The 22,280-nt window shown below is 65.8% G+C and carries 17 protein-coding genes and 3 rRNA genes; 18 read left to right on the plus strand and 2 right to left on the minus strand.

Annotated features, from left to right (window positions below; all coding sequences use genetic code 11):
* Positions 1 to 224 (minus strand): hypothetical protein (locus QF046_RS00005; RefSeq protein WP_307364927.1); only part of this gene is annotated, 224 nt, incomplete at its 3' end.
* A 53-nt stretch (positions 225 to 277) separates the two neighbouring features.
* Here QF046_RS00005 and QF046_RS00010 point away from each other — a divergent pair.
* The 3 genes from QF046_RS00010 (at position 278) to rrf (ending at position 5,484) form a co-directional block, all read left to right on the plus strand.
* Positions 278 to 1,800 (plus strand): 16S ribosomal RNA (locus QF046_RS00010).
* 354 nt (positions 1,801 to 2,154) lie between these two features.
* A 23S ribosomal RNA gene (locus QF046_RS00015) occupies positions 2,155 to 5,260 on the plus strand.
* 107 nt (positions 5,261 to 5,367) lie between these two features.
* A 5S ribosomal RNA gene (rrf, locus tag QF046_RS00020) occupies positions 5,368 to 5,484 on the plus strand.
* Together the 16S, 23S and 5S rRNA genes form the textbook arrangement of a ribosomal RNA operon.
* A 163-nt stretch (positions 5,485 to 5,647) precedes the next feature.
* Here the strand turns inward: rrf and QF046_RS00025 are convergent.
* Positions 5,648 to 6,835 (minus strand): hypothetical protein, encoded by a 1,188-nt coding sequence (locus QF046_RS00025; protein ID WP_307364929.1) that lies wholly within the window; start codon positions 6,833 to 6,835, stop codon positions 5,648 to 5,650.
* Here QF046_RS00025 and QF046_RS00030 point away from each other — a divergent pair.
* The 15 genes from QF046_RS00030 (at position 6,794) to QF046_RS00100 (ending at position 22,267) form a co-directional block, all read left to right on the plus strand.
* Complete coding sequence (locus tag QF046_RS00030) at positions 6,794 to 7,741, plus strand: hypothetical protein (protein WP_307364931.1); 948 nt, start codon at positions 6,794 to 6,796, stop codon at positions 7,739 to 7,741. The genes QF046_RS00025 and QF046_RS00030 overlap by 42 nt on opposite strands.
* Positions 7,741 to 8,778 carry an HAD-IIA family hydrolase gene (locus tag QF046_RS00035; RefSeq protein WP_307364933.1) on the plus strand — a complete coding sequence of 346 codons (1,038 nt, stop codon included), beginning with the start codon at positions 7,741 to 7,743 and terminating at the stop codon, positions 8,776 to 8,778. The genes QF046_RS00030 and QF046_RS00035 overlap by 1 nt, the downstream gene beginning before the upstream one ends.
* Before the next feature lie 43 nt (positions 8,779 to 8,821).
* Positions 8,822 to 8,989: a hypothetical protein gene (locus QF046_RS00040; RefSeq protein ID WP_307364934.1), complete on the plus strand. Its 168-nt coding sequence runs from the start codon at positions 8,822 to 8,824 to the stop codon at positions 8,987 to 8,989.
* Positions 8,986 to 9,783 (plus strand): TlyA family RNA methyltransferase, encoded by a 798-nt coding sequence (locus QF046_RS00045; protein WP_307364936.1) that lies wholly within the window; start codon positions 8,986 to 8,988, stop codon positions 9,781 to 9,783. Before QF046_RS00040 ends, QF046_RS00045 begins: the two co-directional genes overlap by 4 nt.
* Positions 9,780 to 10,685, plus strand: a complete 906-nt coding sequence (locus QF046_RS00050; RefSeq protein ID WP_307364938.1) for an NAD kinase — start codon at positions 9,780 to 9,782, stop codon at positions 10,683 to 10,685. The genes QF046_RS00045 and QF046_RS00050 overlap by 4 nt, the downstream gene beginning before the upstream one ends.
* Entirely contained in the window at positions 10,682 to 12,373 is a 1,692-nt protein-coding gene (gene recN, locus QF046_RS00055; protein ID WP_307372588.1) for a DNA repair protein RecN, read from the plus strand. Before QF046_RS00050 ends, recN begins: the two co-directional genes overlap by 4 nt.
* Before the next feature lie 17 nt (positions 12,374 to 12,390).
* Positions 12,391 to 14,088: a CTP synthase gene (locus tag QF046_RS00060; RefSeq protein ID WP_307372590.1), complete on the plus strand. Its 1,698-nt coding sequence runs from the start codon at positions 12,391 to 12,393 to the stop codon at positions 14,086 to 14,088.
* Positions 14,072 to 14,674: an NUDIX hydrolase gene (locus tag QF046_RS00065; protein WP_307364940.1), complete on the plus strand. Its 603-nt coding sequence runs from the start codon at positions 14,072 to 14,074 to the stop codon at positions 14,672 to 14,674. The genes QF046_RS00060 and QF046_RS00065 overlap by 17 nt, the downstream gene beginning before the upstream one ends.
* A 1-nt stretch (position 14,675) precedes the next feature.
* Positions 14,676 to 15,578, plus strand: coding sequence for a site-specific tyrosine recombinase XerD (gene xerD / locus QF046_RS00070; protein WP_307364942.1), 903 nt, complete (start codon positions 14,676 to 14,678; stop codon positions 15,576 to 15,578).
* Between the two features lie 90 nt (positions 15,579 to 15,668).
* A complete protein-coding gene (locus tag QF046_RS00075) occupies positions 15,669 to 17,213 on the plus strand; it encodes an amino acid permease (RefSeq protein WP_307364944.1) in 1,545 nt (514 codons plus the stop codon).
* Positions 17,214 to 17,241: 28 nt separating this feature from the next.
* Positions 17,242 to 17,955, plus strand: coding sequence for a FadR/GntR family transcriptional regulator (locus QF046_RS00080; protein ID WP_307364946.1), 714 nt, complete (start codon positions 17,242 to 17,244; stop codon positions 17,953 to 17,955).
* On the plus strand, positions 17,952 to 19,343 hold the full coding sequence (locus tag QF046_RS00085; protein ID WP_307364950.1) for a glutamine synthetase family protein: 1,392 nt from the start codon (positions 17,952 to 17,954) through the stop codon (positions 19,341 to 19,343). Before QF046_RS00080 ends, QF046_RS00085 begins: the two co-directional genes overlap by 4 nt.
* Positions 19,344 to 19,345: 2 nt before the next feature.
* A complete protein-coding gene (locus tag QF046_RS00090; RefSeq protein ID WP_307364952.1) occupies positions 19,346 to 20,740 on the plus strand; it encodes an aldehyde dehydrogenase in 1,395 nt (464 codons plus the stop codon).
* Between the two features lie 32 nt (positions 20,741 to 20,772).
* Positions 20,773 to 21,552, plus strand: coding sequence for a 3-oxoacyl-ACP reductase (locus QF046_RS00095; protein WP_373425633.1), 780 nt, complete (start codon positions 20,773 to 20,775; stop codon positions 21,550 to 21,552).
* A complete protein-coding gene (locus tag QF046_RS00100; RefSeq protein WP_307364954.1) occupies positions 21,545 to 22,267 on the plus strand; it encodes a gamma-glutamyl-gamma-aminobutyrate hydrolase family protein in 723 nt (240 codons plus the stop codon). The genes QF046_RS00095 and QF046_RS00100 overlap by 8 nt, the downstream gene beginning before the upstream one ends.
* Positions 22,268 to 22,280 lie beyond the last annotated feature (13 nt).

Here is a 22,280-nt window from a genome sequence, read left to right on the forward strand (position 1 = left end):
GTCGGACAACATGATTGTGAAGTTGCCTTGCGCTTCTCGCCTCGTTGGGGTGGGTGTGTGGGTGCGTCCGATCCTTGAGAACTCAACAGCGTGCACTTGTCAAATGCCAAATTATCCTCGTCCAGCTTTTTGCTGGGTTGAGAATTCCTTTGGATCAAAGTCCAATCCTCTTCTTGGGGGTTGGCGTATGGATATGTCAGCAATGATTTATTCATTTTGGTCATGATTGAACTCGCTGCCTTCGAACCGTTTTCCCGGTTGTTGGTGGCTATCGTTTTTTACGGAGAGTTTGATCCTGGCTCAGGATGAACGCTGGCGGCGTGCTTAACACATGCAAGTCGAACGATGAAGCCCAGCTTGCTGGGTGGATTAGTGGCGAACGGGTGAGTAACACGTGAGCAACCTGCCCCTGACTCTGGGATAAGCGCTGGAAACGGCGTCTAATACTGGATATGTCCCATCACCGCATGGTGTGTGGGTGGAAAGATTTTTCGGTTGGGGATGGGCTCGCGGCCTATCAGCTTGTTGGTGAGGTAATGGCTCACCAAGGCGTCGACGGGTAGCCGGCCTGAGAGGGTGACCGGCCACACTGGGACTGAGACACGGCCCAGACTCCTACGGGAGGCAGCAGTGGGGAATATTGCACAATGGGCGCAAGCCTGATGCAGCAACGCCGCGTGAGGGATGACGGCCTTCGGGTTGTAAACCTCTTTTAGCAGGGAAGAAGCGAAAGTGACGGTACCTGCAGAAAAAGCACCGGCTAACTACGTGCCAGCAGCCGCGGTAATACGTAGGGTGCAAGCGTTATCCGGAATTATTGGGCGTAAAGAGCTCGTAGGCGGTTTGTCGCGTCTGCTGTGAAATTCCGAGGCTCAACCTCGGGCTTGCAGTGGGTACGGGCAGACTAGAGTGCGGTAGGGGAGATTGGAATTCCTGGTGTAGCGGTGGAATGCGCAGATATCAGGAGGAACACCGATGGCGAAGGCAGATCTCTGGGCCGTAACTGACGCTGAGGAGCGAAAGGGTGGGGAGCAAACAGGCTTAGATACCCTGGTAGTCCACCCCGTAAACGTTGGGAACTAGTTGTGGGGTCCTTTCCACGGATTCCGTGACGCAGCTAACGCATTAAGTTCCCCGCCTGGGGAGTACGGCCGCAAGGCTAAAACTCAAAGGAATTGACGGGGACCCGCACAAGCGGCGGAGCATGCGGATTAATTCGATGCAACGCGAAGAACCTTACCAAGGCTTGACATATACGAGAACGGGCCAGAAATGGTCAACTCTTTGGACACTCGTAAACAGGTGGTGCATGGTTGTCGTCAGCTCGTGTCGTGAGATGTTGGGTTAAGTCCCGCAACGAGCGCAACCCTCGTTCTATGTTGCCAGCACGTAATGGTGGGAACTCATGGGATACTGCCGGGGTCAACTCGGAGGAAGGTGGGGATGACGTCAAATCATCATGCCCCTTATGTCTTGGGCTTCACGCATGCTACAATGGCCGGTACAATGGGCTGCGATACCGTAAGGTGGAGCGAATCCCAAAAAGCCGGTCCCAGTTCGGATTGAGGTCTGCAACTCGACCTCATGAAGTCGGAGTCGCTAGTAATCGCAGATCAGCAACGCTGCGGTGAATACGTTCCCGGGTCTTGTACACACCGCCCGTCAAGTCATGAAAGTCGGTAACACCTGAAGCCGGTGGCCTAACCCTTGTGGAGGGAGCCGTCGAAGGTGGGATTGGTAATTAGGACTAAGTCGTAACAAGGTAGCCGTACCGGAAGGTGCGGCTGGATCACCTCCTTTCTAAGGAGCATCTGACACCTCCGGGTGTCCAGAACCCAGATCGAAGGCATACGTTCTTCGCTGGGAGCTCATGGGTGGAACATTTGACATGCCGTCAGCGCAGCTGACTTCATTTAGTACGGTCTTCGGATCTGGAACGGTGGGGGAAGCCAGCAGGCGGCTGCACGCTGTTGGGTCCTGAGGGACCGGGCCGGCCTTATGGTCGTTCTGAACCTCTAGGCCCCTTTCGTCGTTTCCTTTCGGGGTTTCGGTGTTGGGGGACCGCCCGTACTTTGAGAACTACACAGTGGACGCGAGCATCTTAAAGAATTATTGATCACCAGTCTTTTCCTGGACTGGTGGTTACTCATGTGATTTCAAGTCTTTAAGAGCAAACGGTGGATGCCTTGGCATCTGGAGCCGAAGAAGGACGTAGCAATCTGCGATAAGCCTCGGGGAACTGATAAGCGAGTTTTGATCCGAGGGTGTCCGAATGGGGAAACCCCGCCAGGCGTTTTGCGACCTGGTGACTCCCGCCTGAATATATAGGGCGGGTAGAGGGAACGTGGGGAAGTGAAACATCTCAGTACCCACAGGAAGAGAAAACAACAGTGATTCCGTGAGTAGTGGCGAGCGAAAGCGGATGAGGCTAAACCGGGTGTGTGTGATAGCCGGCAGGCGTTGCATGCCCGGGGTTGCGGGACTTTTTTGATCATTCTGCCGAGTGGTCGACGTGATGTGACGATATAGACGAATGGTCTTGAAAGGCCAGCCATAGTGGGTGCCAGCCCCGTAGTCGAAATGTTGTGCGCAGCGTGAAGAGTATCCCAAGTAGCACGGGGCCCGAGAAATCCCGTGTGAATCTGTCAGGACCACCTGATAAGCCTAAATACTCCCAGATGACCGATAGCGGACAAGTACCGTGAGGGAAAGGTGAAAAGTACCCCGGGAGGGGAGTGAAATAGTGCCTGAAACCGTTTGCTTACAAACCGTTGGAGCCTCCTTAGTAGGGGTGACAGCGTGCCTTTTGAAGAATGAGCCTGCGAGTTAGTGATATGTGGCGAGGTTAACCCGTGTGGGGTAGCCGTAGCGAAAGCGAGTCTGAATAGGGCGATTCAGTCGCATGTCCTAGACCCGAAGCGAAGTGATCTATCCATGGCCAGGTTGAAGCACGTGTAAGAGCGTGTGGAGGACCGAACCCACTTAGGTTGAAAACTGAGGGGATGAGCTGTGGATAGGGGTGAAAGGCCAATCAAACTTCGTGATAGCTGGTTCTCTCCGAAATGCATTTAGGTGCAGCGTTGCGTGTTTCTTACCGGAGGTAGAGCTACTGGATGGCCGATGGGCCTCAACAGGTTACTGACGTCAGCCAAACTCCGAATGCCGGTAAGTGAGAGCGCAGCAGTGAGACTGTGGGGGATAAGCTTCATAGTCGAGAGGGAAACAACCCAGACCACCATCTAAGGTCCCAAAGCGCGTGCTAAGTGGAAAAGGATGTGGAGTTGCTTAGACAACCAGGAGGTTGGCTTAGAAGCAGCCACCCTTGAAAGAGTGCGTAATAGCTCACTGGTCAAGTGATTCCGCGCCGACAATGTAACGGGGCTCAAGCACGCCACCGAAGTTGTGGCATTGACATTTTTGGTAGGCCTTCGTGGTCCAGCCGTGTTGATGGGTAGGAGAGCGTCGTGTGGCGAGTGAAGCGGCGGTGTGAACCAGCCGTGGACGCTACACGAGTGAGAATGCAGGCATGAGTAGCGAAAGACGTGTGAGAAACACGTCCTCCGGAAGACCAAGGGTTCCAGGGTCAAGCTAATCTTCCCTGGGTAAGTCGGGACCTAAGGCGAGGCCGACAGGCGTAGTCGATGGACAACGGGTTGATATTCCCGTACCGGCGAAGAACCGCCCAAGCTAATCCAGTAGTGCTAAGTATCTGAATCCCAGTGACTGATCCCTTCGGGGTGACGCTCTGGGCCTAGCGTACGACCCCATTCTGGTGCGGTTAGCGTATTAACAGGTGTGACGCAGGAAGGTAGCCCAAGCCAGGCGATGGTTGTCCTGGTGCAAGCGTGTAGGCCGAGTCGTAGGCAAATCCGCGACTCATGCAGGCTGAGACGCGATGCGGATAAAAAGTGGGTGATCCTATGCTGCCAAGAAAAGCATCGACGCGAGGTTCAAGCCGCCCGTACCCCAAACCGACTCAGGTGGTCAGGTAGAGAATACCAAGGAGATCGAGAGAATCGTGGTTAAGGAACTCGGCAAAATGCCCCCGTAACTTCGGGAGAAGGGGGGCCACCCGCTTATACGGACTTGCTCCGAAAAGGGTGTGGTGGCCGCAGAGACTAGTGGGTAGCGACTGTTTACTAAAAACACAGGTCCGTGCGAAGACGCAAGTCGATGTATACGGACTGACGCCTGCCCGGTGCTGGAAGGTCAAGAGGACCGGTTAGCCGCAAGGCGAAGCTGAGAATTTAAGCCCCAGTAAACGGCGGTGGTAACTATAACCATCCTAAGGTAGCGAAATTCCTTGTCGGGTAAGTTCCGACCTGCACGAATGGCGTAACGACTTCCCAACTGTCTCAACCGCGAACTCGGCGAAATTGCATTACGAGTAAAGATGCTCGTTACGCGCAGCAGGACGGAAAGACCCCGTGACCTTTACTACAGCTTGGTATTGGTGTTCGGTGTGGCTTGTGTAGGATAGGTGGGAGACTTTGAAGCCATGACGCCAGTTATGGTGGAGTCATTGTTGAAATACCACTCTGGTCACTCTGGATATCTAACTTCGAACCGTGATCCGGTTCAGGGACAGTGCCTGGTGGGTAGTTTAACTGGGGCGGTTGCCTCCCAAAAAGTAACGGAGGCGCCCAAAGGTTCCCTCAACCTGGTTGGTAATCAGGTGGCGAGTGTAAGTGCACAAGGGAGCTTGACTGTGAGACTGACAGGTCGAGCAGGGACGAAAGTCGGGACTAGTGATCCGGCAGTGGCTTGTGGAAGCGCTGTCGCTCAACGGATAAAAGGTACCTCGGGGATAACAGGCTGATCTTGCCCAAGAGTCCATATCGACGGCATGGTTTGGCACCTCGATGTCGGCTCGTCGCATCCTGGGGCTGGAGTAGGTCCCAAGGGTTGGGCTGTTCGCCCATTAAAGCGGTACGCGAGCTGGGTTTAGAACGTCGTGAGACAGTTCGGTCCCTATCCGCTGCGCGCGTAGGAAGTTTGAGAGGATCTGACCCTAGTACGAGAGGACCGGGTTGGACGAACCTCTGGTGTGCCAGTTGTTCCGCCAGGAGCACCGCTGGTTAGCTACGTTCGGGATGGATAACCGCTGAAAGCATCTAAGCGGGAAGCCGGCCTCAAGATGAGACTTCCATCACCTTCGGGTGGAGAGGCTCCCAGCCAGATTACTGGGTTGATAGGCCAGATGTGGAAGCACCGCAAGGTGTGCAGCTGACTGGTACTAATAAGCCGATGACTTGATAACACCAATTCTTTCTAGATGAACGCGTCCACTTTGTGGTTCTCGACGTACGGTCGGGAACCGAACAACCACACTCAACGTGTGTGTTGCCTGATACATGTCAATAGTGTTTCGGCGGCCATAGCGTGAGGGAAACGCCCGGTCACATTCCGAACCCGGAAGCTAAGCCTCACAGCGCCGATGGTACTGCAGGGGGGACCCTGTGGGAGAGTAGGACACCGCCGGACTTCTCTTAAGTAAGATGGCCACCCAGGGTTGGGTGGCCATCTTGCGTTAACAAACAAACAGGGAGTCAGAATGTCGGATGAGCAGCGGGACCGCCGAGACGGTGAGGGCGCGCGCGATCGACGTTCGGACTCCGAGCGCAAGCCGCGCTCTTCGGACTCCTCGTCACGCACCCCTCGAGGGGCTGGCGGAGACCGTCGCCCTCAGGGCGATCGTGATCGTTCCGGTGAGCGTCGCCCATACGGTGACCGCCCGCAGTCGGGTGAGCGTCGCCCTTATGGGGACCGCAAGCCCAACGATCGCCCGCAGGGTGAGCGTCGCTCTTACGGCGATCGTGACCGCAGCCAGGGTGACCGCCCGCAATCCGGTGAGCGTCGTCCCTATGGTGACCGCCCGCAGTCCGGTGAGCGTCGTCCGTATGGTGACCGTTCCCAGTCGGGTGAGCGTCGTCCGTATGGTGACCGTTCCCAGTCGGGTGAGCGTCGTCCGTATGGTGATCGCGACCGCAACCAGGGCGACCGCAGCCAGTCGGGTGAGCGTCGTCCGTATGGTGACCGCCCGCAGTCGGGTGAGCGTCGTCCGTATGGTGACCGCCCGCAGTCGGGTGAGCGTCGTCCGTATGGTGACCGCCCGCAGTCGGGCGAGCGTCGCCCGTATGGCGATCGTCCCCAGTCGGGTGAGCGTCGCCCGTATGGCGATCGTCCCCAGTCGGGTGAGCGTCGGCCGTACGGTGATCGCGACCGCAACCAGGGCGACCGCAGCCAATCGGGCGAGCGTCGTCCGTACGGTGACCGCCCGCAGTCTGGTGAGCGTCGCCCCTATGGCGATCGTCCGCAGTCCGGTGAGCGTCGTCCGTATGGTGACCGCCCGCAGTCGGGTGAGCGTCGTCCGTATGGTGACCGCCCGCAGTCGGGTGAGCGTCGTCCGTATGGTGACCGCCCGCAGTCGGGTGAGCGTCGTCCGTATGGTGACCGCCCGCAGTCGGGTGAGCGTCGTCCGTATGGTGACCGCCCGCAGTCGGGTGAGCGTCGTCCGTATGGTGACCGCCCGCAGTCGGGTGAGCGTCGTCCGTATGGTGACCGCCCGCAGTCGGGTGAGCGTCGTCCGTACGGTGATCGCCCGCAGGGTGAGCGTCGTCCCTTCGGTGACCGCGACCGCAACCAGGGCGACCGCCCCCAGTCGGGGGAGCGCCGTCCGTATGGTGACCGTAAGCCCAGCGATCGCGCCGGCAGCGAGCGGCGCTCGTTCGGCGACCGCGACCGTGGCCAGTCCGGTGAGCGCCAGTCGTTCCGCGATCGCCCGCGCGGCGGGGTGGACCGCCCGATCAACGAGTTCGCGCCGGTTCGCGAGCACATCCCGGAGCCGCCGCTGCCCGATGAGATCACGGCTCGTGACCTGCCGGCATCCGCACGCAACGAACTGAAGACCCTCAGCAAGGAGAACGCCGAGCAGACCGCTCGCCACCTCGCGATGGCCGCGCAGCTGATCGACGACGAGCCCGAGCGCGCGCACGAGCACGCGCTGGCCGCCTCCCGCCGAGCCGGCCGCATCGCCGTCGTCCGGGAGACTCTCGCGATCACGGCATACGCCACCGGGGAATTCGCCCTGGCGCTGCGCGAACTGCGCACCGCCCGACGGATCTCCGGCAAGAACGACATGATCGCGCTGATCGTCGACAGCGAGCGCGGTGTGGGCAAGCCCGACCGCGCCCTCGAGGAGGGTCGCACCGTCGACCGCTCCGAGCTGACACCCGAGGTGCGCGTCGCGCTGGCGATCGCCATGTCCGGCGCCCGGCTTGACCGGGGAGAGACCGAGCTGGCACTGGGCGAGCTGGAGATCCCGGAACTCGATCCGGACCGCGCCTTCGAGTGGAGCCCAGCGCTGTTCTCCGCGCGCGCCGCGGTACTCGAGGACCTGGGTCGCGCCGACGAGGCCGCATTCTGGGCTGAGCGGGCAGACGTCGCGGCATCCGCTCTCGGTCTGGACGGCCAGTTCGACGAGATGATCGTCGAAGACGGCTTCGACGAGGACTACGAAGACGAAGACGCAGACGACGAGGGCGCGCCCGAATCGCAGGACGACGATGCAGACGACGACGAGGCTGACGCAGTCGACGACGCTGAGTCCGAGGAGAACGTCGAGCCCGAGGGCGAAGCCGATTCCGACACCGACGAGCCCGAGCTCGCTTCGGAAGAAGCGGCTGACGAGGCACGCGATGACGTGCAGGACGACGTGCAGGCCGAGGAGACCGACGACTGATGGCGCTGTTCCGCCGCGCGAAGACGGCATCCACTCCGCTGACCGACCGCGACGCGCTGCTCGCCGATCTCGACGGCGTGGTGTACGCCGGACCAGGGGCGCTGCCCCATGCGATCGAGAGCCTCAACCGCGCAAGCGAGTCGATGCGGCTCGGGTACATCACGAACAACGCATCCCGCACCGACGCTGCCGTCGCCGAGCACCTCACCAGCCTCGGCCTGACCGTGGCCGCGGATGACGTGGTGACCAGCCCGCAGGCCGCCATGCGCCTGCTGGCCACGATGGTCCCGGCACCGGCGACCATCCTCATCGTCGGGGGAGACGGGCTCGTCGACGAGGCGCACAAGGCCGGATACACGGTCACCCGCAGTGCGGAGGACTCGCCGGCCGCGGTCGTGCAGGGCTTCGCCCCCGAGGTCGCCTGGACGGATCTCGCCGAGGCGGCCTTCGCTCTCCAGCTGCCGGAAGACGAGGGCGGCATTCCCTGGATCGCCACCAACACGGACTGGACCATCCCGCGCGAGCGCGGTGTGGCACCCGGCAACGGCACGCTGGTCTCCGCCGTGCACACCGCGATCGGGCGCCTGTCCGTCGTCGCGGGCAAGCCCGAGAAGCCGATCTTCGAGGTCGCGGTCGAGCGCTTCGACGCGCAGCGTCCGCTGTTCATCGGCGACCGCCTCGACACCGACATCTCCGGCTCGACTCGGGCCGGCATCGACTCGGCCCTCGTGCTGACCGGCATCGACCGGCCCAAGCACGTGCTGGCGGCACCGCAGGGCTCGCGTCCGGACTACATCCTCAGCGACCTGCGCGAGCTGCACGAGCCGTATCCGGAGACCGTCGAGAAGAACGGCGTGTTCACGGTCGGCAGGTCCTCCGTGCGCGTCGTCGACGCCGATGTGCAGATCATCGAGGCGGGCGACGCGCAGATCGACCTGCTGCGTGCCGGCGCCGCGGCCATCTGGGCCACGGGGCTGGCGATCTACGCCTTCCGGGTTCCCGAGCAGCTCTACGCGGATCCTTTCCACAGGCCCTGAGCGTCGCCGGGCGCAGCCCAGCCCCGGGCGTTACAGTGGTCGGATGGAGCACACGCGCGACGAGCCCACCGACGCTCTCTGGAGTCGGCTGCGCCTCATCGAAGGACAGCCCCTCGCTGCCCGCGCCGATGCCTACGGCGCCGTGCACGACGAACTCATGAAGCGACTCGAGAGCGCACCCCGCGGCGACGCCGCACCGGGGAACCGATGACCAGACTCGACGCCGCCCTCGCCGCGCGCGGGCTCGCACGCTCGCGCACGCACGCCGCCACCCTGATCGCCGACGGACGCGTGCGCATCGACGGCCATCCCGTCGTGAAGGCCTCCACACCGGTCGCCGACGATGACGTGATCCGCGTGGACGGCGACGACCACTACGTCAGCAGGGGAGCCCACAAGCTCATCGCCGCGCTCGACGGCTTCGGCATCGCGGTGCAGGACCGCCTGGCACTGGACATGGGCGCCTCCACCGGCGGATTCACCCAGGTGCTCCGCGAGCGCGGCGCACGCCGCGTGCTCGCCGTCGACGTCGGACACGGACAGCTCGCCGACGTCGTCGCCGCCGACCCGGGTGTGACCTCGGTCGAGGGCTTCAACGTGCGGAACATGACTGCAGAGAATCTCGGCGAGGCGACCGGGGAGAGCGGGCGCCCCGAGCTGGTCGTCGGCGATCTGTCGTTCATCTCGCTCGCCCTGGTGCTGCCTGCTGTCGCCGGTGTCGTCGCGCCCGGCGGGGATGTCGTGCTGCTCGTCAAGCCGCAGTTCGAGGTCGGCCGCACTGCCGTCAGAGGCGGGCTGGTCACGAACCCCACCCTGCGCACCGATGCCGTCGAGCGCACGCTCTGGGCCGCGCACGACGTCGGACTCGGGATGCTCGGCATCATCGCCTCGCCGATCCTCGGAACGCACGGCAACGCCGAATTCCTGGTCCACCTCGCGCCCGGGCGGGGAACCGATCCGTCAGAATGGACCGAGCAGATCACGCACGTGGCAGGAGGACGATGAACGAGCGCCGCATCCTGGTCGTCGCCCACGCCAAGCGGCCGGACACCGTCACCGCCGCTCTGCGCGTCATCGATGCACTGCGCGAGGCGGGAGCCGTGCCGGTCATCCCCGCTCCGGACCGCGACGAGCTCATCGCCGCTGACCCGCGCTTCGCGGGCATCGGTCTGCTCGGCGAGGACGTCGCGGCCGACGACCTCGAGCTGGCCATCGTCCTCGGCGGCGACGGGACGATCCTGCGTGCGGCAGAACTGGTCCGCGACTCCGGCGCCCCGGTGCTCGGCATCAACATGGGGCACGTCGGATTCCTCGCCGAGATCGACCGTGAGGACATGGACGCCGCGGTGCGCCGCGTCATCGACCGGGACTACGAGGTCGAGGAGCGTCTGGCCCTCTCCGTGCGCGTCAAGGACGTCGCAGGCCACGTCGTCTACGAGACGTGGGCTCTGAACGAGGCGACCGTCGAGAAGGCCAGCCGTGAGCGGATGATCGAGGTCGTCATCGAGATCGACGGCCGCCCGCTGTCGAGCTTCGGATGCGACGGCATGGTCGTCTCCACTCCCACAGGTTCGACGGCGTACAACTTCTCCGCCGGCGGGCCGGTCATCTGGCCGACCGTCGAGGCGATCACCGTGGTGCCGCTGTCCGCCCATGCCCTGTTCGCCAAGCCGCTGGTGGTGGGTCCGGAGGCTTCGGTGGCCATCGAGATGCTCGAGCGCACCGACGGCTCCGGCATCCTCTGGTGCGACGGGCGACGCTCTCACGAGCTGCCGCCGGGTGCACGCGTGGTGGTGCGCCGATCCTCCCGGCCCGTGCGGCTGGCGCGCCTGCATCCGACCGCGTTCACCGAGCGTCTGGTGCGCAAGTTCCAGCTGCCCGTCGCGGGATGGCGGGGAGCGTCGTGATCGACGAGATGCGCATCCGCGGTCTCGGCGTCATCGACGACGCCGTGCTGCCGCTCGGGCCCGGATTCACCGCCGTGACCGGCGAGACCGGTGCCGGCAAGACCATGGTCGTCACAGGCCTCGGCCTGCTGCTGGGTGCTCGTGCGGACTCGTCCGCCGTGCGCGCCGGCGCCGCCCAGGCATCGGTGGCGGGCGTCTGGCTGGTGCCGCAGCAGGGGCCGGTCGCCGACATCGTGACGGATGCCGGCGGCGAGCTCGAACCCGCCGGAGGAGACTCCGCCGAGCTGTACGTCTCGCGCACGCTCAGCACCGAGGGGCGCAGCCGCGCCAGCGTGGGCGGTCGCGCGGCCCCGGCATCTGTGCTGGCGGCCCTGGCCGACGAGCTGGTCGTCGTGCACGGTCAGTCCGATCAGCTGCGCCTGCGATCGGCTTCCGCGCAGCGCGATGCCCTGGACCGTTTCGGGGGCGGGCGGGTCGCCGCGGCCCTGGCCGCGTACACGGAGCGGTTCGACGCCTGGCGGCGACTGGATGCCGAGATCACCGATCTCACCGAGAACCGCGACCGCCGCGCGGCCGAAGCCGCGGCGCTGCGCGAGCAGCTCGCCGAGATCGAACAGATCGAACCCCAGGCCGGGGAGGATGTGTCGCTGAGCGAGCGCGCCGAACGCCTGGCCAACGCCGAGGAGCTGCGCCAGGCGGCATCCGTCGCGCGCTCCGCGCTCTCGAGCGAGGACGACGAACCGGATGTCACCCTGCTGCTCGCGGAGACCCGCCGCTCGCTGGAGCGCGCCGCCGACCCGCAGCTGGCGGAGATCGCCGAAGCCGTCGCCGACCTCGGCTACCGCGCCGCCGACCTCGCCGGGCAGCTGTCCACGTACCTCGCCGACCTCGACGAGTCGGGCCCGCACGAACTGGCCGCCGTCGAGGAGCGTCGCGCGGCGATCGGCGGACTCGTCCGACAGCACGGCTCCCTCGATGAGGCGCTGGAAGTCTGGCGCACCGGATCGCTGCGACTGGCCGAGCTCGATGACGACGGCGACCGCATCGAACGCCTGACCGCCGAAGCCACGGCCGCCCGCGGCAGCCTCGACGAAGCGGCAGCGGCTCTCAGCGCCACGCGCACCGAGGCCGCGGTGCGGCTGTCCGCGGCCGTCACCGACGAGCTGCACGCCCTCGCCATGCCCGACGCCCGGCTCGAGGTGCGCGTGGCGGAGGGCGCCGAGTCCCTGCACGGGCGCGACGACGTGTCGATCCTGCTCGCGCCGCATCCCGGCGCCGAACCGCGGTCGGTCTCGCGCGGAGCATCCGGCGGCGAGCTCTCCCGCGTCATGCTCGCGATCGAGGTCGTCATGGCCGGCACCGACCCGGTCCCCACCTTCGTGTTCGACGAGGTGGATGCCGGCATCGGCGGTGCCGCCGCGATCGAGGTCGGCAGGCGCCTCGCGCAGCTGGCCCGCACCTCCCAGGTCATCGCCGTCACCCATCTCGCACAGGTCGCCGCCTTCGCGACCAACCACCTGTCCGTCGTGAAGTCGAACGACGGAGCCGTGACCGCCTCCAGCGTGACCCGACTGGCGGGAGAGCAGCGCGAGGCCGAGATGGCCCGACTGCTCTCCGGACTCGCCGACTCGGATGCCGCTCTCACCCATGCCCGTGAACTTCTGAGCCTCGGCTCGCAAACGAACTGATAGGATAAAAGCCCGTGATGAACTCTTCTGTTGCGGCGCCCAAGAACGACACCACCCGACACATCTTCGTGACCGGAGGTGTCGTTTCGTCGTTGGGGAAGGGTCTCACAGCGGCCAGCCTGGGAAACCTGCTCACCGCGCGCGGTCTGCGCGTCGTGATGCAGAAGCTCGACCCGTATCTGAACGTCGACCCGGGCACCATGAACCCGTTCCAGCACGGTGAGGTCTTCGTCACCGACGACGGCGCCGAGACCGACCTCGACATCGGGCACTACGAGCGGTTCCTCGACATCAACCTGTCGCAGGCCGCCAACGTCACCACCGGCCAGATCTACTCGCAGGTCATCGCGCGCGAGCGCCGCGGAGAGTACCTCGGCGACACCGTGCAGGTCATCCCGCACATCACCGACGAGATCAAGCGCCGCATGCGCCTGCAGGCCACCGAGGAGCCCCGCCCCGACGTGATCATCACCGAGGTCGGCGGCACGGTCGGCGACATCGAGTCGCAGCCGTTCCTCGAGGCCGCACGCCAGCTTCGCCACGAGCTCGGCCGCGGCAACGTGTTCTTCGTGCACGTCTCGCTCGTGCCGTTCATGGGCGCCTCCGGCGAGCAGAAGACCAAGCCCACCCAGCACTCCGTGGCGGCCCTGCGCCAGGTCGGCATCCAGCCCGACGCCCTGGTGCTGCGCAGCGACCGGCCCGTCAGCGCGAGCAACCGCAACAAGATCGCGCTGATGTGCGACGTCGACATCGAAGGCGTCATCAACACCGTCGACCTGCCCAGCATCTACGACATCCCCTCGACCCTGAACGACCAGGGCCTGGACTCCTACATCACCCGCCGCCTCGACCTCGACGAGAAGGCCGCCGCGGATGTCGACTGGACGCGCTGGCAGAAGGTGCTGCACGCGGTGCACAACCCCAAGCACGAGGTCACCATCGGCCTGGTCGGCAAGTACATCGACCTGCCCGACGCGTACCTGTCCGTCACTGAGGCGCTCAAGGCCGGCGGCTTCGCGCAGGAGACCAAGGTCAACATCCGCTGGATCCCCTCCGACTCCTGCGAGACGCCAGAGGGCGCCGAGAAGGCGCTCGGCGAGCTCGACGGCATCTGCGTGCCCGGCGGCTTCGGCATCCGCGGCATCGAGGGCAAGCTCGGCGCGCTGCGCTTCGCCCGCGAGCAGGGCATCCCCACGCTCGGTCTGTGCCTGGGCCTGCAGTGCATGGTGATCGAGTACGGCCGCAACATGGCCGGCATCGCCGGAGCCTCGTCCACCGAGTTCGACCCCGAGACCGCCGAGCCGATCATCGCGACGATGGCCGAGCAGGTCGAGATCCTCGACGGCGGGGACCTGGGCGGCACCATGCGCCTGGGTCTGTACGAGGCGGCTCTGTCCGAGGGATCGCTGGCGCGCGAGCTCTACGGCTCGGACGTCGCATCCGAGCGTCACCGGCACCGCTACGAAGTCAACAACGCCTACCGTGGTCGTCTCTCCGACGCCGGCCTGGTGTTCTCGGGTCTGAACCCCGACCTCGACCTCGTCGAGTACGTCGAGCTGCCGCGCGACATGCACCCGTTCTACATCGCCACGCAGGCGCACCCCGAGCTGCGTTCGCGTCCGACCTCGCCGCACCCGCTGTTCCGCGGACTGGTCGGTGCGGCCATCGAGCGCTCCCGCTCCAGCGAGCTGTTCGACGATGACGACGACGCCTGATCCGATGCCCGGGACCCACGGACCGTTGAAGGACGAGCCCTTCGAGCCCGAGGTCCTCTCCAGCGACCTGGTCTACAAGGGCTGGGTGTGGGATGTGCGCTCGGACCGGGTGGCGTACGGCGACGGCGAGATGGTGCGCGAGTACGTCGCGCACACCGGTGCCGTAGCGGTCGTCGCCCTCGACGATCAGGGTCGCGTGCTCCTGATCCAGCAGTACCGGCATCCGATCCGTCATCGCGACTGGGAGCTGCCGGCAGGGCTGCTCGACATCCCGGGGGAGGACCCGCTGGTCGCCGCGCAGCGCGAGCTGGCGGAGGAGGCGGATGTCACCGCCGGCCATTGGGAGCACCTGGTGTCGTCCTGGACCACGCCGGGCGGCAACGACGAGATGATCCACATCTACCTCGCCACCGACATCGCGTCAGCGGAGACAGCGCACGAGCGCGAGGACGAGGAGGCGGACATCCGCGTCGAGTGGGTGCCGCTGTCCGAAGCCGCGGATGCGGTGCTGGCAGGACGGATGCACAACGGCATCCTCTCCATCGGCGTGCTGGCCACCGAGCGGCGGCTGCGCGAGCGGACCTGAGATGCAGCTCGATCGTGCACTCAACGCATATCTGCGCCACGTCACGATCGAGCGCGGTCTCTCCGAGCACTCCATCGCCGCCTACCGACGCGACCTGAACGGCTACCTGGACTGGCTCGCCGAGCAGGAGGTCTCGGAGACCGGGGAGATCACTCCCGCCGTCGTGGCCGCATTCATCGCCGACCGCTCCGCCGCCGACCCGCCGCCCGCCGCGACGAGCCTGGCGCGCCTGCAGTCCTCGGTGCGCGGCTGGCACCGGTTCCTCGCCCGCGAGGGCATCGAGCAGGACGACCCGACCGGCCGCCTCCGGCCGCCGAAGACGCCGCGCCGGCTGCCGAAGGCTCTGACCATCGAGCAGGTCGAGCGGCTGCTGGGTGCGCCCTCGCCGGAGGACCCCCTCGGCATCCGCGACCGCGCCCTCCTCGAGCTGCTGTACGCGACCGGCGCCCGCGTCTCAGAGGCCGTGTCCCTCGATGTCGACGACCTCGCCTACGGCGACGTGCTGCGCCTGCGCGGCAAGGGCGACAAGGAGCGCATCGTGCCGGTGGGCTCATACGCCCGAGCCGCCGTCGACGCCTACCTGACCCGAGTGCGTCCGCAGCTCGCCGCGAAGGGGAGAGCCACGGCGCGGCTGTTCCTCGGCGCTCGGGGAGCCCCGCTGTCGCGGCAGAGCGCCTGGCTGGTGATCCGCGCCGCGGCCGAGCACGCCGAGATCACCAGCGAGGTGTCGCCGCACACGCTCCGGCACTCGTTCGCCACGCACCTGCTGCAGGGCGGCGCCGATGTCCGCGTCGTGCAGGAGCTGCTCGGCCACGCGTCGGTCGCGACCACCCAGATCTACACGCACGTCTCGGTCGACACCCTGCGCGACATCTACATCACCTCGCACCCGCGCGCCCGCTAAATGGATTGAAGTCAGACCATTGACACGGTTGACTCCCGAAGGCCAGAATCGCTCCAAACGCTCCCTCCACTGAAAGCAGGTAGCAATTCCATGAGCGAATCCACACAGGCCGTGGGTGCTGGTCCCGTCGATGATGACGCCGCCGCCCTGGCCGAACTCGGTTACAAGCAGGAACTCCATCGCGGGATGTCGGGGTTCTCGAACTTCGCCGTCTCCTTCTCGATCATCTCCATCCTCGCCGGCTGCATCACCTCGTTCAACATCGCGCTGAAGTCGGGGGGACCCAGCGCTATCACCATCGGCTGGCCGCTGGTCGGCGTCTTCGTGCTGTGCGTGGCGCTGGCGATGGCAGAGGTCTGCTCCCGCTATCCCACAGCCGGCGGCCTGTACTTCTGGGCCGGACGCCTGGCCAAGCGCGACAAGCGCAAGTGGGCCTGGTTCGTCGGCTGGTACAACTTCCTCGGCGAGGTCGCCGTCACCGCGGCGATCGACTACGGCGCCGCCGCCACGATGATGGCCTTCGCCAACCTCATGTGGGGCACCGAGGTCACCGCACTGAACACGTTCCTGCTGTTCGTCGTCCTCATCGTCATCCACGGTCTGCTGAACACCTTCGGCGTGAACCTGGTCAGCCTGCTGTCCTCGGTCTCGGCCTGGTGGCACAGCGTCGGCGTGGCGATCATCGTCGCGATCCTGTGGATCATGCCGGCCGAGCACCAGGACATCGGCTGGACCTTCACGACCTGGCACAACGAGACGGGCTGGGGCTTCGGCCCGTACGTCTTCCTGATGGGTCTGCTGATGGCGCAGTACACGTACACGGGATACGACGCCTCGGCGCACGTCGCGGAGGAGACGAAGAACGCCTCCGTCGCCGCGCCCAAGGGCATCGTGATGAGCGTGCTCGTCTCGATCATCGGTGGATGGATCCTGCTGTTCACGATCGTCGCGGCGATCCAGGACGGCAGCCAGGAAGGCCTGTCCAAGATCGTCAACACCGATCTCGGCTCGGGCCCCGCGCAGATCTTCATGGACGCGCTGGACAACCCGGACGTGGCGAAGTTCCTGCTGTTCATCGTGTGCGGCGCGCAGTTCTTCTGCGGCATGGCGTCTGTGACGGCCAACTCGCGGATGAGCTACGCGTTCTCACGGGACAACGCCATCCCCGGTTCGCGCCTGTGGGCGAAGGTCAACAAGCGCACCGGCACCCCGACCAACTCGATCTGGCTGTGCGTCGTGCTCTCGATCCTGGTCACGATCCCCGCCCTGTTCAACGTCACCGCGTACGCGGCGGTCACCTCCATCGCGGTCATCGGTCTGTACATCGCCTATGTGACGCCGGTGCTGCTGCGTCGCCTGAACCCCGACTTCGCACCCGGCCCGTGGAACCTGGGCCGATGGAGTGCGGTCGTGGGCTGGATCGCGGTGGTCTGGGTGGTCTTCATCGTGATCCTGTTCGTGCTGCCGCCGGTCACACCGGTCACGGTCGAGACGTTCAACTACGCGCCGATCGCGGTGGCGGTCGTGGCCATCCTGTGCGTCGTGCTGTGGTTCGCCTACGGCAGGCGCGACTTCATGAACCACGACGAGGCCGAGCACCTCACCAAGGCCTCGGACAAGCTCCTGGAAGAGTGAGCCCGAGACCGCCGGAGACAGAACGGACATGATGGATTCCCCCCTGGTGGATGCCGCGCTGCACCCCGTGCGCGGACAGATGGCCTTCGAGTCCTGCGTCGAGCAGCTCGGATCCGCCATCCAGCTCGGCATCTTCCGGGTGGGGGAGAAGCTCCCGGGTGAGCGCGCGCTCGCCGAACGACTGGGCGTCTCGCGCGCCACCCTCCGGGAGGCCATCAGCGCCCTCCGCGCCGCCGGGCTCGTCACCACGACCCGGGGGCGCGGAGGAGGCACCTTCGTCGAGCCGCTCGTTCGGAGATGGCCCGAGGGCCAGCATCCGCCCCGCCGCGCCGAGATCGATGACCTCATCGTCTTCCGCTCCGTGATCGAACCGGGAGCCGCCCACCGGGCCGCGATGACCGAGCTCACCGTCGAGCAGCGCGAGCTGCTGGCGGAGAGCCTCGCCGAGGTCGACGCGGCCACGGAGCCGGCCGACTACCGGACAGCGGATGCCCGACTCCACCTGGCCATCAGCACCGTGTGCGGTTCGGATGAGCTCGCACACGCCTGCAACGGCGTGCAGGTGAAGATCCACCAGCTCCTCGCCGAGATCCCATTCCTCAAGAAGAACATCGAACACGCGGACGCCGAGCACCGTGAGATCGTCGCGGCGATCCTCGCGGGCGAGGCGGAGCGTGCGCGCCAGGTGATGGCCGCGCACTGCGACGCCACGGCCGCACTCCTGAAGGGCCTTCTGAAATGAGCACGATCACCACCGCCTCCGAACCCCGCAACGAGCGGATGCTGAGCGTCGACCGACTGCGCAGCATGATCCTGGAAGACGAGATCGACACCGTCGTGCTCGCCTTCACCGACATGCAGGGGCGACTGCAGGGCAAGCTGCTGCACGCCCGCTTCTTCCTGGACTCCGTCCTCGGCCACGGCACGGAGGGCTGCAACTACCTGCTCGCCGTCGACGTCGACATGAACACGATCGACGGCTACGAGCACGCCTCCTGGGCGAGCGGGTACGGCGACATGGAGTTCGTCCCCGACCTGTCCACCATTCGCCGGATGCCGCACCGGGCGGGCACCGTGATGATCCAGTGCGATCTGACCAGCACCACGGGCGAGGCGCTGCGGGTGTCGCCGCGATCCATGCTGCGCGCCCAGACCGACCGTGCCGCCGCGCACGGCTGGAAGGCCGTGGCCGGCACCGAGCTGGAGTTCGTGATCTACAACACGCCGTACGAGAAGGCGTGGGACGACGGCTACCGCAATCTGATCCCGGCGAACCAGTACAACGTCGACTACTCGATCCTGGGCTCCTCCATCGTCGAACCGCTGCTGCGTGACATCCGCAACACTATGTACGCGTCGGGACTGACGGTCGAATCCGCCAAGGGGGAGTGCAACTTCGGTCAGCATGAGATCGCGTTCCTGTTCGACGAGGTGATCGCCACGGCCGACAATCACTCGTACTACAAGACCGCGTCCAAGGACATCGCCCGCCAGCACGGCCAGTCGCTCACGTTCATGGCCAAACCCAATCAGCGCGAGGGCAACTCCTGTCACGTGCACATGTCGCTGCGCGGCAAGGACGACGACTCGCTGGTGTTCTGGGACGAGGAGCGCGGCGCGCGCTCGGCCGTGTACGAGCACTTCATCGCCGGAGTGCTGGCCACCATGCGCGAGTTCACGCTCTTCTACGCCCCGAACATCAACTCGTACAAGCGCTTCGTGAAGGGCTCGTTCGCGCCCACCGCGGTCGCCTGGGGCGTCGACAACCGCACCACCGCGGTGCGCCTGGTCGGCAGCGGGCGCAGCGCCCGCATGGAGAACCGACTGCCCGGAGGCGACATGAACCCCTACCTGGGTCTGGCCGCCATGCTCGCGGGCGGGCTCTACGGCGTCGAGAACGAGCTGAGCCTGGAAGCGGAGACCGGCGGCAACGCCTACGAGTCCGGGGCACCGACGGTGCCGACGACCATGCGCGAGGCGCGGGATGCGCTCGCGAACTCCGCGATCGCGGCGGAGGTGTTCGGCGAGGACGTCGTGCGCCACTACGTGCACTACGCCGACGTCGAGATCGAGGCCTTCGACGCCGCTGTCACGGATTGGGAGCTGACCCGCGGATTCGAGAGGCTGTGAGCATGAGGATCCCCACCACCCCGTTCGGTGCCGCAGGCACCTTCACCGTGCTGAACCCCGCCACCGGCGTCGCCGTCGCAGACGTCCCCCAGGCGGACCTCGGGGAGACGGATGCCGCGATCGAACGCGCCCACCGCGCGTTCCCCGCCTGGCGCGCGATCGCCCCGGCCGAACGCGCACGTCTGCTGCGGTCGTTCGCCTCGGTCGTCGACGCGCACATCGACGAGCTCGCCGATCTCGAGGTGGCCGGCTCCGGCCACACGATCGGCAACGCCCGCTGGGAGGCGGGCAACGTGCGCGACGTGCTGAACTATTACAGCGCGGCGCCGGAGCGGCACTTCGGCCGTCAGATCCCCGTGCCCGGAGGCGTGGACATCACCTTCCACGAGCCGCTCGGCGTGGTCGGCATCATCGTGCCGTGGAACTTCCCGATGCCGATCGCCGGCTGGGGCTTCGGTCCCGCGCTCGCCGCGGGCAACACCGTCGTGCTCAAGCCCGCCGAGCTCACCCCGCTCACCGCTCTGCGCCTGGGTGAACTGGCGTCGGAGGCAGGCCTCCCCGAGGGCGTCTTCACGGTGATCCCCGGCAAGGGCAGTGTCGTCGGCGATCGGTTCGTCACACATCCGCTGGTGCGCAAGGTCTGCTTCACCGGATCCACCGACGTCGGCAAGGGGATCATGCGCGGGTGCGCGGATCAGGTCAAGCGGCTCACGCTGGAGCTCGGCGGCAAGAACGCGAACGTCGTGTTCGAGGATGCCGATCTCGAGCTCGCCGCCGCAACGGCACCCGGTGCGGGGCTCGACAACGCCGGCCAGGACTGCTGCGCGCGCTCGCGCATCCTCGTGCAGCAGAGCGTCTACGACCGCTTCCTGTCGCTGCTGCAGCCGGCGGTGGAGGCCTTCCGGGTGAAGGACCCGGCGGCGGAGGACGCCGAGATGGGCCCGCTGATCTCCGCCCGTCAGCGCGACGCCGTCGCCGGGGCCCTGGACGGCGCAGACGTGGCCTTCCGGGGTCAGGTTCCTGACGGCTCGAGCGGATACTGGCTCGCGCCCACGGTCGTGCTGCCGCGCGACGCGACCGACCCGGTGTGGACGCAGGAGCTGTTCGGCCCGGTGCTGGCGGTCATGCCGTTCACCGACGAGGCGGATGCCATCGCCAAGGCCAACGACACCGAGTACGGGCTGTCGGGCTCGATCTTCACCCGGGACGTCGGCCGCGCGCTGCGGGTGGCCCGCGGGGTCGACAGCGGCAACCTCTCGGTCAACTCGCACTCCTCGGTGCGCTATTGGACCCCGTTCGGCGGGTTCAAGCAGTCCGGGCTCGGACGCGAGCTCGGACCGGACGCGCCGGACTCCTTCTCCGAGGTGAAGAACGTCTTCATCTCGACCGACAATTGATCAGCAGCGACGAAAGGCAACAGGGAGAACTGATGGGAAAGCTCGACGGCAAGGTCGGCGTCATCACCGGCGGATGCAGTGGGATCGGACTCGCGACCGCGAAGAAGTTCGTCGCCGAGGGCGCGAAAGTGGTCATCGGTGATCTCGACGAGGTCAACGGGCCGCGCATCGCCGAGGAGCTCGACGGCGTCTTCGTGAAGGTGAACGTCACGGATCAGGCGCAGGTGGAGAACCTCTTCAAGGTGGCGAACGACACCTATGGTCACATCGACATCGCGTTCAACAACGCCGGCATCTCCCCGGCATCCGACGACTCGATCCTGAAGACCGGGATCGAGGCGTGGAACCTGGTGCAGGACGTCAACCTCACGAGCGTCTACCACTGCTGCAAGGCCGTGCTGCCGTACATGCTCGCGCAGGGCAAAGGGTCCATCATCAACACGGCCTCGTTCGTGGCGATCATGGGGGCTGCGACCTCCCAGATCTCGTACACCGCGTCCAAGGGCGGCGTGCTGGCGATGACTCGTGAGCTGGGCGTGCAGTTCGCGCGCAAGGGCATCCGGGTGAACGCGCTCTGCCCCGGACCGGTGAACACGCCGCTGCTGCAGGAGCTGTTCGCCAAGGATCCCGAGCGCGCGGCCCGACGCCTGGTGCACGTCCCGATGGGCAGGTTCGCCGAGCCCGAGGAGATCGCGAACGCGGTCGCGTTCCTCGGCAGCGACGAGTCCAGCTTCATCACGGCGATGGACTTCCTCGTCGACGGCGGGCTCTCGAACGCGTACGTGACCCCGCTGGAGAGCGACTTTGATTAGTGCACCCGTCATCGGGATCACCATGTACCGCCAGCCGGCGGACTGGGGCGCCTGGCGCGGGATCCCGGCCGACCTGCTGCCGGCGGACTACGCGATCTCGATCGATAAGGCGGGCGGGGTGCCGGTGCTGCTGCCCCCGCTCGCCTCGCCCGAGGCCGCGCGGGTCGCGCTGAGTCGCCTGGACGGGCTGCTGATCGCCGGCGGCGCGGACATCAACCCGGCCAGGTACGGGCAGGCCCCGGACGCGCACGTGACGACCTGGTACGACGATCGCGACGCCTGGGAGATCCAGCTGCTCGCCGAAGCCGATCGCGAGCGGCTGCCGGTGCTCGGCATCTGCAGGGGGATGCAGATGATGGCCGTGGCCGCCGGCGGCACTCTCGTGCAGCACCTGCCGGATGTCGTGGGCCACGCCGCGCATGCCGGAACAGCCGTCGGGTACAGCAGCACCGAGGTCACCGTCGACGGCGAGGGACGCATCGCGTCGCTCATCGCCGAACGCCTCACGGTGCCCAGCCACCACCATCAGGCAGTGGCCGAACACCCGGGATACCGCGTCGTCGCGCACGATGCGGACGGCGTCGTGCAGGCCATGGAGGCTGACGGCGCGCGCTTCGCGGTGGGAGTGCAGTGGCATCCGGAGACCGACGACGACTCCGGCGTGTTCGACGGTCTGGTGGCGGCAGCACGGGAGCGCGCCGCGCGCCGACCCTGACCGCGCCCGCCCT

This window comes from Microbacterium sp. W4I4 (assembly GCF_030816235.1).
Classification (GTDB): Bacteria; Actinomycetota; Actinomycetes; order Actinomycetales; family Microbacteriaceae; genus Microbacterium.